General features: G+C 34.3%; 15 protein-coding genes. 1 reads left to right on the forward strand and 14 read right to left on the reverse strand.

Annotation, left to right across the window (positions count from 1 at the left end):
• Positions 1-5: 5 nt before the first annotated feature.
• The 4 genes from fumC to BN1058_RS06490 form a co-directional block, all read right to left on the reverse strand.
• On the reverse strand, positions 6-1,397 hold the full coding sequence (gene fumC / locus BN1058_RS06475) for a class II fumarate hydratase (RefSeq protein ID WP_090854568.1): 1,392 nt from the start codon (positions 1,395-1,397) through the stop codon (positions 6-8).
• 114 nt (positions 1,398-1,511) lie between these two features.
• Positions 1,512-2,384 carry a M15 family metallopeptidase gene (locus BN1058_RS06480; protein WP_090854571.1) on the reverse strand — a complete coding sequence of 291 codons (873 nt, stop codon included), beginning with the start codon at positions 2,382-2,384 and terminating at the stop codon, positions 1,512-1,514.
• Between the two features lie 138 nt (positions 2,385-2,522).
• Entirely contained in the window at positions 2,523-2,768 is a 246-nt protein-coding gene (locus tag BN1058_RS06485) for an IDEAL domain-containing protein (RefSeq protein WP_090854574.1), read from the reverse strand.
• Between the two features lie 138 nt (positions 2,769-2,906).
• Positions 2,907-4,046 carry an MFS transporter gene (locus tag BN1058_RS06490; RefSeq protein WP_090856050.1) on the reverse strand — a complete coding sequence of 380 codons (1,140 nt, stop codon included), beginning with the start codon at positions 4,044-4,046 and terminating at the stop codon, positions 2,907-2,909.
• A 302-nt stretch (positions 4,047-4,348) separates the two neighbouring features.
• Between BN1058_RS06490 and BN1058_RS06495 the strand changes: the two genes are divergently transcribed.
• Entirely contained in the window at positions 4,349-5,227 is an 879-nt protein-coding gene (locus tag BN1058_RS06495; protein ID WP_090854576.1) for a cation diffusion facilitator family transporter, read from the forward strand.
• Between the two features lie 68 nt (positions 5,228-5,295).
• Here BN1058_RS06495 and BN1058_RS06500 read toward each other — a convergent pair whose 3' ends face one another.
• From BN1058_RS06500 to qoxB, 10 genes are all read right to left on the reverse strand, one after another.
• A complete protein-coding gene (locus tag BN1058_RS06500) occupies positions 5,296-5,586 on the reverse strand; it encodes an AzlD domain-containing protein (protein ID WP_369688252.1) in 291 nt (96 codons plus the stop codon).
• Between the two features lie 2 nt (positions 5,587-5,588).
• Positions 5,589-6,323 carry an AzlC family ABC transporter permease gene (locus tag BN1058_RS06505; protein ID WP_090854580.1) on the reverse strand — a complete coding sequence of 245 codons (735 nt, stop codon included), beginning with the start codon at positions 6,321-6,323 and terminating at the stop codon, positions 5,589-5,591.
• 126 nt (positions 6,324-6,449) lie between these two features.
• The gene (gene map, locus BN1058_RS06510; protein WP_090854582.1) at positions 6,450-7,205 is read right to left on the reverse strand and encodes a type I methionyl aminopeptidase; all 756 of its coding nucleotides are present in this window, start codon (positions 7,203-7,205) and stop codon (positions 6,450-6,452) included.
• 228 nt (positions 7,206-7,433) lie between these two features.
• Positions 7,434-7,532, reverse strand: coding sequence for a YjcZ family sporulation protein (locus tag BN1058_RS06515; RefSeq protein WP_079709084.1), 99 nt, complete (start codon positions 7,530-7,532; stop codon positions 7,434-7,436).
• Between the two features lie 108 nt (positions 7,533-7,640).
• The gene (locus BN1058_RS06520) at positions 7,641-8,399 is read right to left on the reverse strand and encodes a (S)-benzoin forming benzil reductase (RefSeq protein ID WP_090854585.1); all 759 of its coding nucleotides are present in this window, start codon (positions 8,397-8,399) and stop codon (positions 7,641-7,643) included.
• Positions 8,400-8,501: 102 nt separating this feature from the next.
• Positions 8,502-9,650, reverse strand: coding sequence for a trans-sulfuration enzyme family protein (locus BN1058_RS06525; RefSeq protein WP_090854587.1), 1,149 nt, complete (start codon positions 9,648-9,650; stop codon positions 8,502-8,504).
• A 44-nt stretch (positions 9,651-9,694) separates the two neighbouring features.
• A complete protein-coding gene (locus tag BN1058_RS06530; RefSeq protein ID WP_090854590.1) occupies positions 9,695-10,012 on the reverse strand; it encodes an MGMT family protein in 318 nt (105 codons plus the stop codon).
• Between the two features lie 514 nt (positions 10,013-10,526).
• Complete coding sequence (gene qoxD, locus BN1058_RS06535) at positions 10,527-10,820, reverse strand: cytochrome aa3 quinol oxidase subunit IV (protein ID WP_090854593.1); 294 nt, start codon at positions 10,818-10,820, stop codon at positions 10,527-10,529.
• 1 nt (position 10,821) lies between these two features.
• On the reverse strand, positions 10,822-11,418 hold the full coding sequence (gene qoxC / locus BN1058_RS06540; protein ID WP_090854596.1) for a cytochrome aa3 quinol oxidase subunit III: 597 nt from the start codon (positions 11,416-11,418) through the stop codon (positions 10,822-10,824).
• Positions 11,418-13,361 carry a cytochrome aa3 quinol oxidase subunit I gene (gene qoxB, locus BN1058_RS06545; protein ID WP_090854599.1) on the reverse strand — a complete coding sequence of 648 codons (1,944 nt, stop codon included), beginning with the start codon at positions 13,359-13,361 and terminating at the stop codon, positions 11,418-11,420. The genes qoxC and qoxB overlap by 1 nt, the downstream gene beginning before the upstream one ends.
• Positions 13,362-13,364 lie beyond the last annotated feature (3 nt).

Consider the following 13,364-nt stretch of genomic DNA (forward strand, 5'->3'; position numbering starts at 1 on the left):
AAACCTTATTTATCCTTTGGACCAATCATTTCTTCAGGTTGTACTAAACGATCATACTCTGTATCACTTAGTACATTTAAAGATACTGCAGATTCTTTTAATGTAATATTTTTCTCATAAGCATTTTTCGCAATTGTCGCAGCTTTTTCATAACCTATATGAGGATTGAGTGCTGTGACCAGCATAAGCGAATTTTCTACATATTTACTCATTTGCGATTGGTTTGGTTGTAAACCCTTCATACATCTTTTATCAAAGGAATCTATACTATCTGCTAAAAGCTGAATAGATTGAAGAAAGTTATAAATAATAACAGGTTTATATACATTTAGTTGAAAGTTCCCTTGACTTGCTGCTATACCAATCGTTGTATCATTACCCATCACTTGTGTAGCTACCATTGTAATCGCTTCCGTCTGTGTAGGGTTAACTTTACCAGGCATAATAGATGAACCAGGTTCGTTAGCTGGAATAGTAATTTCACCTATCCCTGCACGCGGCCCGCTTGCTAACCAACGAATATCATTTGCAATTTTCATCATATTTGCAGCAAGTCCTTTTAAAGCTCCATGCGTATGCACAATTGCGTCATGACTGGTTAAAGCATAAAATTTATTAGGATCAGATGTGAATGAACGATTGGTATACTGACTAATTTCTTCACATACCTTTTCAGCAAAGTCATGATGAGCATTTAAACCTGTCCCAACTGCAGTCCCTCCTATGGCAAGTTTATCTAAATAAACATAGCTATCTTGAATCATCTTCTCTGATTGAGTAATCATTTCTAGCCACCCACTAATTTCTTGGGAAAAAGTTAGTGGTGTTGCATCTTGTAAATGCGTCCTTCCAATTTTTACAATATGACTGTAAGCCTGTATCTTTTTATGTAATGTTTCCTTTATTTTCTCTAGCACGGGGAATAAACGGTTCTCGATACACAATACCGAAGCAATGTGCATAGCTGTTGGGAAAGTGTCATTGGAACTTTGGGATTTATTCACATCGTCATTTGGATGTAACTTGATTTTACTTCCTTGTTCCGCTAGCCATTTGTTTCCTACGTGAGCAATTACTTCGTTTACATTCATATTTGTTTGTGTACCGCTGCCGGTTTGCCACACTACTAATGGAAAATGATCTACTAATACTCCGTTAACCATTTGATTAACCGCAAACTGGATAGCCAACAATTTTTCTTCTTCTAATTGACCAAGTTCATGATTTACTATGGCAGCGCTTTGCTTTAATATTCCAAAAGCCGAAATCAATTCTGTTGGCATTGTTTCTGTACCAATTGGAAAATTATTTATACTGCGTTGTGTCTGTGCACCCCAATACTTCCGTTTATCTACTTTTATTTCACCAAGTGTGTCCTTTTCTATTCGATAAGACATCTATTCTACCCCTTTAAATAAAGTTTTATTCCTGTCTATTGTATCGTTTTTTCTATAAGAAAACTATAAAAAACCCCTTTCTCAAAGTAATTGAGGAAAGGGGGTTTAATCAGATCAATAATCATAACCAAAATATTCTTCTAATGTGATTTTCTTTTGATAAATTGTCATTGCAACATCCTTACCAACATAACGGACATGCCATGGTTCATAATTATATCCAGTAATATTACTTTTACCTTCTGGATAGCGGATAATAAAGCCAAAATCATGCGCATGTTCCGCTAACCATGATCCTGCATCTGTTCGACTAAATGATTGCTCAAGCAATGTTGCAGTTGTTTCTGTAGCAGATGCAACATCCATTGCTAAACCTGTTTGATGTTCACTTGTTCCTGGCTTAGCTGAATATTTATCCGCATGCTCTTTTCCGTTAGTTGCCACATTATTTTGATATATTTGCTCTTGCCGTTCATAGGAACGGTAACCAGAAACGGCAACCAATCCAATGCCCTGATTTTTTGCTTCAGCAAACAATTTTTCTAAGGCGTCTGCTGCTACTTTTTGTAATTGTCGTTTTGGATGACCTTCTGCAGAATAATGTGGTACATCTGGAACAGTTAAATGAGGTGGAGTATAACCAACTGGTAATTTTCTTTGTTTATTAACATATACTTTTATACTTTCAGGATTATCAACAACATGCAAACCTGTGTTTTTTTCTACTTTAGCAATATGTTTATTAATCTCTTCTGTTTGATCGTTTTCATTATTATCTTCATTTTGGTTTGTTTCATCTTTTTTCCCATTTTTTGATTCATCTGATGTTTGCTCACTATTTTCATTCTCGTTTGATTGATCTGTATTTTCATTCTGTTCTTGTTGATCATTTTCATTCGTATTTTGAGTTTCTTGTGTATTTTCCTGTTGACAAGCTGTTAAAAACATCCCAACGAAAAATATAATTATAATGACATATTTTCGCATATAAAAATCCTTTCACTTTGATTCTTTCTGTATCAATTTCACTATAACATAATTTTAACAGCTTAAGTATTGTATATTATAATATTATATTTACCACAAAAAAATTCCTTGCCCTAAATGACAAGGAATATTATCGTTTTAAAATTCGTATGTGTAGGCTTGATATTCTTTACTTAATTGCAGAAAGGCTATTTTATCTTGATGATCAATGGCTTCATTAATACGTTGTTCCAACTGTGATTTATTCCATCTTGAAACTAAATCATCTAAAAGTAATTGTGAAGCAAGTTTGATTTCAAAGGAAATCTCTTTTTTTGCTTTAATGGGTGAATCCTTAACAGCAGCAAAACTGCTTAACAAGTAATTGGCCTTTTGCTTTTTCATGGAACACGCCCCCTTGTTCCTTTTTTCTATTATCTAAGATTTTTTGTTTGATTGCAATAGTTATCTATATAATTTTCAGAATTAATTATATATTTTCTTCATGCATGAACATTAGCAAAAAATCTATACAAAAAAGAATTAGTTTGCTGTACGATGTATTTTATAAAAAGCAAAAAAAACGGCAATTGCAATAGATATACTAAAGACCACAACCATCCACCAAATGTTATACTTCATCAATACTGCTGTAACCGGAGGACCTAGTGCAACACCAATATATCGTGCAGAACTATATAGACACGTTGTTGTTCCGCGTACTTCCTTTTCGATTGTTTGCGTTATAATAGCATCTAAACAAGGCAGACCAACTCCAATTCCTATCCCGCCAATTACAAAAACAAATAAAATATAAATAAAATAATCTGAAAATCCAATGGCAAGAATGGAACTACATAAAATAAGTAAGCCAATAATAATAATTGCTCTCATTAATTTTATATCTGAACCAATTTTCTTCCCTGCAATATAAGAAGATAGACATAATGCTGCAAGTGGAACTGCTAAATAAAAACCCTTCTTTATCCCTTCAATTTGATATTTATCTTCTAATACTGTTGAAAGATAAAAAAGAACACCAAATAAGACAAACATTAAAATTATCCCAATAATAAAAACAGCAAGCAACCATGTTCCGTGCTCTTTAAAGGTTGCTTTTGTATTTTGCCAATAACGTTTAAATGAAAAGGGTGCTTCTTTTTTATTTGGTTTCTTCACTAAAAAAAGCACAAAAGTTGCTGACACGATACAGAATATAGGGATTGTCCAAAATGGCAAGAACCAGATTACACTTGCTAAGGCAGCACCTAAAATAGGACTAAGTACTTTTCCTAACGTATTAGCTGTTTCAATTAAACCTAATGTCGTACTAACATCACGCTCTCGTTCAAACATATCACCTACTAAGGGTAATACAATTGGAGCAGTACCTGATACGCCAATACCCTGCAAAACACGACCAACTAATATCATTAAATAAGGCGACTCCATTTTCCAGGCAGCATAACCAGATAAAAACCCTCCTGCTCCAGCAATTAAAAGAGAAGGAATAATGACAATTTTTCTTCCGTATCGATCGGATAAGAAACCTGCTATTGGAATGAGGAAAATTGCAACAATAGAATAGAAAGTAATAATATAACTAGATTGTATAGAAGAAATATTTATTTTTTCCTCCATTAAAGGCAATACAGGAATTAACATGGAATTACCCAATGTCATAATTAAAGGTATCGAAGCTAAAGAAACGATTGCCCATCTTTTTTCATGTAAATCATTTGCTTTATGATCAAGCTGACTATCCAATTTTTATCACCTTCTTTCATAGATGCTATATCCTATTATGGATTTATATTTTAAAAAAATGTATTACAAAATAATAAATAGACAGGCTAGGAATGTTTACCAAAGTAAACATCCTTTCTATACCACAATTGATGTTGCTAGGCGAACTATTTTTTCTCTAGACTCAACCACAATCGGTTTGGTAAGCTTGGTATGCTATTAGAACAGGAGGAAAATCCATGAATGAATATAACAATTTAAAAAAAGGAGAAAAAGGAGCATGGATTAGTATTATAGCTTACCTATGTTTAGCTTTGATAAAATTAATCATTGCCTCCATTGGCGGTTCGTCAGCTTTACGTGCAGATGGATTAAATAATACAACAGATGTTATTGCTTCTATTGCTGTTTTAATCGGTTTACGAATATCAAGAAAACCCCCTGATGCAGATCATCATTATGGTCATTATCGTGCAGAAATGATTGCTTCACTCATCGCTGCTTTTATTATGATATCCGTTGGGTTACAAGTTATTATTGGAACCGTCCAATCCATTGTATATTCAAATTATAATCAACCAAGTATGTTAACAGGCTGGACTGCTTTAATTGCTGCTTTCGTAATGTATGGGGTTTATCGATATAACTTACAATTGGCTGAAAAAGTAAATAGTAGTTCCTTATATGCAGCGGCACAAGACAATAAATCAGATGCTTTAGTAAGTATCGGTGCTTTTATCGGCATAGTCGGTTCTCAATTTGGTTTCTTTTGGATAGATCCGATTGCAGGAGTAATTGTGGGAATTATTATATGTAAAACAGCTTGGGGAATCTTTAGAGATGCTAGCCACACATTAACTGATGGATTTGATGAAGAAACGTTAGCAGCGATCAAACAAAGTGTTGGCAAAGATGAAGAAGTATTAGAGGTGAAAGATATAAAAGGTCGATTACATGGCAATCAAGCATTAGTCGAAATCACATTATATGTTAATCCTCAGTTAACAGTGGCACAAAGCCATCACATTACCGATCGTATTGAAGAATTATTAGCACATAAACATAATGTTCCACACGCACATATCCATATTGAACCCTTCCCAAAGAAAAAAAATTAAAAAACCCGTTTAGCAATGTAACATGTTTAAGTATTGTATACATTACTAAACGTGGCTTTTCTTTACACTTAATATAACGTCAATAAGAATACGGCTATACTAGCTCCTAAAACAATAAAAATGATATTTGCACGAAAAACAGCGAATAAAACAGCGAATAACGAACCGATGAAACCAATCCAAGGTTTTTCTGGAATAACTGTCAGCACACCAGGAAAAATCAACGCTCCTAGTGCTGCATATGGAATAACATCCAACCATCCGTTCAACCAATTAGGAAATTGAATTTTATCAACAATAAATACCGGAATTAAACGAGGTACCATTGTAACAAAAGCCATACCAATCACTATAACCATAATCAAAATGATCTCCCCTTTATCATGAATGTACCAATAAAACTTGCAAGCAATGTACTACAAACGATGCTCCATCCTTGTGCTAAAGCCCATTGATAGGAAAATACATAATTTAAAACCATTGCTACAATCGCTATGTATCCGAAGCGTATCTCTTTTTTTACCGAGGGAATTAATAATGCAATGAACATCGCATATAACGCAATACCCATACTTCGGCTTAACGTCTCAGGAATTACGTCTCCTAATACGCCACCGAGAAAAGAACCTACTATCCATGAAGCGTAAGCAGTAACCATTAAGGTACCATAAAAATAACCGCCTGCTTCTTGATTTCCTTCTTTTGTGTTTAACGATGCTACAGAAAAAGATTCATCTGTTAATCCTAATGATAGTGGGATTTTCCATTTCTTCTCTAATGGTCTTGTTCGATTCGCAAAAGATAAACTCATGACAAAATGCCTAAAATTAAGTACAAATGTCGCAACTATAATTTCAATTGAACCCGCCCCTACTGTTATCATGTTTACACCCATAAATTGTGCTGCTCCTGCATAAACAAGTATGCTCATCGCTGTTAATTCAAACAGTGATATGCCAGATTGAGACGCTAAAACACCATATGTAATCGCAATAGGGAGGTAGCCTAAAATGATCGGTAAGGCAGCAATAAACCCCTTTTTCACCATTTTTATCTTTACAGATTGTTGATTATTTAAAATTATTCTTGTCTCCATCTACTCCCCCCCATGAAAGCTTTTTAGATACTTTAACATATTTCTTTGTATGTTTGTGAAAAATAATAATTCTTTTATAAAACAAAAGACAGCACACGGTTTGTTGCTGTGTGCTGCCATACGCATCTATGATTTATCTTGTTCTGTTAAAATCATTGGTCCTTCTTTTGAAATAACGACGGTATGTTCAAATTGTGCAGAACGTTTCCCATCAACCGTTCTCGCAGTCCAATTATTACTGTCCATTTTACTATGCCAAGACCCTTCGTTTAACATTGGCTCAATTGTAATAACCATGCCCTCTTTCAATCGTGCTCCTTTATTAGGTAAACCATAGTGAGGGATATGTGGCGATTCGTGAATAGTTGGTCCAATACCATGCCCTGTAAAATCACGTACTACTGAAAAACCTTCTGCTTCTGCGTATTGCTGGATAGCGTGGCCTATATCGCCAATTCGATTACCAACTTTTGCTTGCTCTATTCCTTTATATAATGCTTCTTTTGTTACATTTAATAGATGTGTTGTTTTTTCATCGGGTTCTCCTACGACATAGGTCCAAGCAGAATCAGCCAAACCACCATTTAAATTAACGACCATGTCAATGGTAACAATATCGCCTTGGTTTAGTGGTTCATTTCGAGGAAAACCATGGCAAATTTCATCGTTTATCGAAGCACAAGTAGCATATTCATAACCATTATATCCTTTTTGTTCTGGTGTCGCTCCATTTTCAGCTAGAAATTTTTCCACAAACTGATCAATTTCTTGTGTCGTCACACCTGGTTTCATTCTTTTTGCTATTTCTTTATGACAAGCTACTAGTAACTCTCCTGCTTTTCTCATCATTTCAATTTCACGCGTACTTTTTCGTGTAATCATTCCACAATCCTTCCTTTCTTATTTAACTATATCTCATTTTAAGCAATCTAGCCATTAGTCTCCCTCGTCAAACGAAGGAATAAGTCATTCCTACACTTATGTATAAACCTTTTATTTTATCCATTATTACATTTTCTTCTACTATAGAGATAATGTCAATAAAATTCACTTAAAAATAGAGAACGCAGCAGCTGCGTTCTCTATTTTTATAAATCTAATACGTGATGCTTAGTAACCATATCCCCAAGAAGCACCAATGATAATCAATAAGATGAATAACACAACAATCAACGCAAAACCAGCACCATAATTATAACCTGCACTCATCTTGTAATTCCCTCCTTTACTTATTTCACTATAGAATATGTAACTATTATAGAAATGGGAAGGGATATTACAAAAATGGGTTAGTGCCTTGTTTTTTATATTCTTTTTTTACAATATATCTTTGACACTGTAGTATTTACCATTTTCAATAACTGCAGGTTCTATCAGTATATCAATTAATACTTCCGCTACTGTATTCGTATTCCTAAGTTGGTCTTCCCTTTTATATTGTTGGAATTGTTCTACATCCTGAAAAGCTTCTTTTGATGTAGAGCGAATTTCATTTTGCATCCCGGTATCCATAATACTTGGATCAAAAATAATTGCTTTACTATTTGTATTTAATTCCTCTTGCTCTAATGCAAGAGTTCTTGCATATCGATTTAGCCCTGCTTTTGTTGCACTATAAGCACTCCAACCATAGACAGAACGATTTGCTGCACCTGATGTAACATATACATTGATTAATGGGATATTACATTTCTTTACTGCTTTTAAAAAGATACTAGAAGCGATCATTGGTGCAATTAAATTCACATGGACATGCGAATCAATTGCCTCTGCAGTATAATTTTCTGCTGTATTAATTGGATTTACCGTACCAGCATTATGAATGAAATAAATACAAGATGTTTGTTTTCTAACTAATTGATCAGAGATAATGGAAAAAACTTTATCAACCTTCTCTACATTGGCAAGATGACAAGTATAATGTTGATACGTCACATTATTTTCATCAGCCAAGTTCGCTAGTTCATTATTTTCATTACGTGAAATACCGATAACATTGACACCTTGTTTTAAAAATAATGCTGCAATCGATGCACCTAATCCTCTAGATGTGCCCGTTATTACTGCATACTTCATTATTTTTTCCTCCTTACACACACGTATATTATCTATTATACAGATTCGTTACGATAATTTGAAATATCGTTTTTGTAATATGCAAGGAACAAAAAAATTTATCTATTGTTTTAATATCGACGCTTCGATTGCAGATTCAAAAGCTTCAATAATATCTGATACATCTTCTAAACCAACAGAGATGCGCACTAATCCTTCTGTTATTTGTAATTCCTCTTGTATTTGTTTCGGTAAGGCTCGATGAGAAGTAGCTAATGGGTAGGATACCGATGTTTCCACCCCAGCCAATGTTGGAACAATTTTCACCCAATCCAACGCTTGGAAAAAGCCTTTTATATTACAATTATTTGTTAGATCAATTGATACAATAGCACCATTTCCTTTTGGTGAAGCATGTTTTGGATAATAAACTTTAGAAACGGCTTGATGTTTAGATAATGTATCAGCTAATATTTGTGCATTTTTGTTCTGGCGTTCCATACGGACACTTAATGTTTTCATTCCTCTAACAGCTAACCATGCATCAAATGGGCTTAGATTCGTTCCCATATTTACTACTTTCATTTTTGCTCTTTCAATTAGTTCTTCGTCACCAACTAAAATACCTGCTGTCACATCGCTATGTCCAGCTAAATACTTCGTCGCACTATGTACAACTAGATTTACACCATCACTGTAGGGTTGACACAAGTAGGGTGTAGCAAAAGTGTTATCAACCATCGTATATAGATTGTGTTTTCTTGCCATGTTTACTAGCTGATTAATGTTCTCTACTCTTAATAGTGGATTAGTAATTGATTCAGAATATACTAGTTTTGTATTTTCACGAATGTGATTTTCCAATTCATCTGCTTTATCAAAATCAATAAATGACACATCAATGCCAAATTCGGCTAGTTCATTTGCAAGTAATTGATAAGTTCCACCATAAATATCTGTGGTCGCTAGAACATGGTCACCTGTTTTCGCTACAGCTAAAATTCCTACTAATATGGCTGATAAACCAGAAGAAGTGGCTATGCCAGCAGGAGCTGCTTCCAAATGAGCTACAGAAGCACCTAGTTCATCAGTATTGGGATTCCCGACTCTAGAATAAAGATATTGTTTTCCCCCCTGATAAAAACTTTCTAGATCATCTAAGTCAGAAAATTTAAATGCTGTTGTTTGATAAATTGGTGTTACTTTACTATTGATTTCATTTGTATTTTTTAATGATAATTGAACAGACTTTGTATCGAAACTCCATGCCATAATATTTCACCCTTTAATAAAAGTATCATCTAATGTTAAAAATTTTATATAAATTCCCTGTTTGGAACATAACCATAAGTATGTAAATTTACTTTATTAGATTGATTGAATTCAACTTTTTCATCTTCTAATAGTCTTTTTTGAAAAAGAGCCTTTTCTCCTGGAAAACTAATTTCACCCTTACTATTAATTACTCGATGCCAAGGTAAAGAATATTTTTTACTCATACGATGTAAAATCCATGATACTTGCCTAGCACCCTTTGTATTTCCTGCTATTTTAGCAATTTGACCATATGTCATTACTCTTCCTGAAGGAATGCCTTCTATAATTTTAATAACATTCTCTGTGAATTGCTCCATTATCTCTTAACCTTCTTTGCATGATAATAAGAAACAGTATATCATGAATTTTCTGATAAATAAATAAAAGCTATTTCCCAATTCATTATTAGAAAATAGCTTTTATTTATTTTTATCCATGACGACCTTCATTTTATTGAACCTCCTTTCCAAGTTATTTAGGTCGTCTATCAATCATTACTTGTTCCATTTCATATAGATTCATATGATCATCTCCATCCTATAGTTGTATAAGCGAATGTTATACTTATTCTCACCATCTTAAATTTGAATTTAAAAAACTATTCATTCACTTTTTCACAACGTTATTTTGGAACTACATTAAGTATAAGAAAATCAGAAATAATTGGTAACCGCAACAGGTTGGAAGATTATTCGGTCCTCAGTCGGAATCTCATCTAAGTCCACACCAGAATGAATGACATGCTTACATTTTCAAATAAAAATAGCTCTCTTGCTATTTACTTGAAAGAAGTAAATTCACAAGAGAGCTTAACGAATTTATTATTCTATTTTAATGCGCCGCATGACCAGTAGTTAGAATCCAAATAGATCCTGCCACAATAACCACTGCTAAGAAAATACTATATGAAATATTAATGATATTAGCTACTTTTGCTTTACCTTCTGTCATGTGCATAAACATAATTAGTTGCACGAATGCTTGAAAAATCGCAAATGCGCCGATTATCCATAATTTTATGGTTGTTGTAAAATCTGTTTCCAATGCAATAAAAACTGCAAAAATAGTTAAAACGACTGATAAAATAAAACCTACGACATGATTTAACGGAAATTGTTTTTTCATCTTACATCATTCCTTTCAAATACACAAAGGTAAAGATAAAGATCCACACAACATCTAGGAAATGCCAATATAAACTGACAATGAAAAACTTACGTGCTGTAACAGCAGTGATTCCACGTCGTAGAACTTGAATAATTAACAATACAACCCAACCAATACCTAGTGATACGTGTAGTCCATGCGTACCTAATAATGTGAAGAATGCAGAACCGAATGCACTTGTTTGCATAGTAAGCCCTTCATGCACATAATGTATAAATTCATTTATCTCAAAATATAAGAAACCAAGTCCAAGTAGTAATGTTAGAATGGTCCAAACTAACATTGCAGATTTATTGTTATCACGCATTTGATGGATAGCCAATCCCATGGTAAAACTACTTGTTAACAGTAAAAATGTTTCAATTAATACATCTTTCAGAATAAATAAATCGCCTTGTGTTGGTCCTCCAGCATGACTTTGTTCTAAAACAAAGTATGTTGCAAATAAAGTGGAGAATAACACAATTTCAGCACCTAAGAAAATCCAAAAGCCTAGTATATTCATTTCATTTTGCTTTGTACTATACTCTAATGGTGTTGATGTTTGTGATGCCATTATAGATCACCTCTCCACTTTCGTTCTGTTTCCCATACTTTTTTAGCAGGAATATGGTAGCCATCATCATAGTCAAAAGAATTAGCAATTAAGCCAGCAATAATACCTACAGAGAAAATTGCTGCTAAAGTGTTCCATTCAAATACTAAGAAGAAACCAACGATCCCAATTGCTACACTAAATATAATCGGTATGCCAGAATTACTTGGCATGTGAATATCTTTGACGTCTTCTTTTTTAAGTGTGTTTCGTCCTTCTTTTTTCATTTTCCAGAACTCATCATGATCTGTTACTTCCGGTATAACAGCAAAGTTATATTCTTGAACAGGTGAAGCAGTTGCCCATTCTAATGTACGAGCATCCCATGGATCTCCACCAATATCGCGTGATGCATAGCGGAAGCTCCAATAAATATTATACACTAATGCTGCAAAACCAGCGGCTAGAATAAGCCCGCCAACAGCTGACACACCTAACCAAGCTCCCCAACCAGTACTTTCAGAGTACGTATACATACGACGAGACATTCCGTCTAAACCAACGAAGAACATTGGCATAAATGTTAAATTAAAACCAATTACAAATAACCAGAAATGCCATTTACCGATTTTTTCGTTCAATTTAAAACCAAACATTTTTGGCCACCAGTAATAAAGACCTGCAAAAACGGCAAACACTACACCTGGAATTAATACGTAGTGGAAGTGCGCAACTAAGAACATTGTATTATGATATTGATAGTCCGCTGCTGCCATAGCCAACATAACCCCGGTTACTCCACCAATGGTGAAACATGGGATAAATGCCAATGCCCAAAGCATGGCATTAGAAAACTGAATTCGCCCTTTCCGCATGGTAAAGAGCCAGTTAAATATCTTCACACCAGTAGGTATCGCAATCATCATGGTTGTAATTGAGAATACAGAGTTAACTGCTGCACTGTTACCCATTGTATAGAAGTGGTGAACCCACACTAGCATACTTAAAAATGCAATAGCTACAATGGAAACAACCATTGTTACATAGCCAAATAGATTCTTTCGAGAGAATGTAGCAATTACTTCAGAGAACATACCGAATGCTGGTAGTACAACAATGTATACCTCTGGATGACCCCAAAGCCAAAATAAGTTTAACCAAAGCATTGGATCACCGCCTGCAGCTACGGTAAAGAAGTGTGCTCCAAAAATACGATCTAATGTCATCAATGCTAAGGCTACAGTTAAGATTGGAAATGCTGCTACAATCAACACTGAAGTTACTAATGTAGTCCAAGTGAACATTGGCATTTTCAATAGTTTCATCCCTGGAGCACGCATTTTCAAAATCGTAACAATAAAGTTTATACCTGATGCTAACGTTCCAATACCTGCAATTTGTAATGCTATTGCGTAATAGTTATTCCCTACATCAGGTGAAAATTCTTTACCCGCTAAAGGAAAATAAGATGTCCAGCCGGCATCTGGTGATCCACCGATTACAAAAGAGATATTGAAGAGCATTGCACCAACAAAAAATGTCCAAAAGCTTAATGCATTAAGTTTTGGGAATGCAACGTCACGTGCACCGATTTGAAGTGGCATGACCACATTAATAATACCAATTAACATCGGCATTGCCATAAAAAGAATCATCACTACACCATGTGTAGTAAATACTTCATCATAATGCTGTGCATCTAGAAATTCCATGTTGGGACGAGAAGTTTGAGCTTTCATCATTAACCCATCTACTCCACCACGGAAGAACATTAATACACCTGCGATAATATACATAATACCTATTTTTTTATGATCAACAGTGGTAAACCATTCATTCCATAACCATTTCCATTTTTTTAAATAAGTAATTAATACAACTAATCCGACCATTGTTAAACCAATCGCAATTTGTGATCCTAAAATTAAAGGATCACCTGTAACGAAAAATTCATCTAATTTCATTAT

This window comes from Paraliobacillus sp. PM-2 (assembly GCF_001368815.1).
Lineage (GTDB): Bacteria > Bacillota > Bacilli > Bacillales > Amphibacillaceae > Paraliobacillus.

Coding starts and splice junctions, on each gene's coding strand:
- fumC (WP_090854568.1), bottom strand. CDS start 1,397: ATGTCTTATCGAATAGAAAAGGACACACTTGGTGAAATAAAAGTAGAT.
- BN1058_RS06480 (WP_090854571.1), bottom strand. CDS start 2,384: ATGCGAAAATATGTCATTATAATTATATTTTTCGTTGGGATGTTTTTA.
- BN1058_RS06485 (WP_090854574.1), bottom strand. CDS start 2,768: ATGAAAAAGCAAAAGGCCAATTACTTGTTAAGCAGTTTTGCTGCTGTT.
- BN1058_RS06490 (WP_090856050.1), bottom strand. CDS start 4,046: ATGACATTGGGTAATTCCATGTTAATTCCTGTATTGCCTTTAATGGAG.
- BN1058_RS06495 (WP_090854576.1), top strand. CDS start 4,349: ATGAATGAATATAACAATTTAAAAAAAGGAGAAAAAGGAGCATGGATT.
- BN1058_RS06500 (WP_369688252.1), bottom strand. CDS start 5,586: ATGGTTATAGTGATTGGTATGGCTTTTGTTACAATGGTACCTCGTTTA.
- BN1058_RS06505 (WP_090854580.1), bottom strand. CDS start 6,323: ATGGAGACAAGAATAATTTTAAATAATCAACAATCTGTAAAGATAAAA.
- map (WP_090854582.1), bottom strand. CDS start 7,205: ATGATTACACGAAAAAGTACGCGTGAAATTGAAATGATGAGAAAAGCA.
- BN1058_RS06515 (WP_079709084.1), bottom strand. CDS start 7,532: ATGAGTGCAGGTTATAATTATGGTGCTGGTTTTGCGTTGATTGTTGTG.
- BN1058_RS06520 (WP_090854585.1), bottom strand. CDS start 8,399: ATGAAGTATGCAGTAATAACGGGCACATCTAGAGGATTAGGTGCATCG.
- BN1058_RS06525 (WP_090854587.1), bottom strand. CDS start 9,650: ATGGCATGGAGTTTCGATACAAAGTCTGTTCAATTATCATTAAAAAAT.
- BN1058_RS06530 (WP_090854590.1), bottom strand. CDS start 10,012: ATGGAGCAATTCACAGAGAATGTTATTAAAATTATAGAAGGCATTCCT.
- qoxD (WP_090854593.1), bottom strand. CDS start 10,820: ATGAAAAAACAATTTCCGTTAAATCATGTCGTAGGTTTTATTTTATCA.
- qoxC (WP_090854596.1), bottom strand. CDS start 11,418: ATGGCATCACAAACATCAACACCATTAGAGTATAGTACAAAGCAAAAT.
- qoxB (WP_090854599.1), bottom strand. CDS start 13,361: ATGAAATTAGATGAATTTTTCGTTACAGGTGATCCTTTAATTTTAGGA.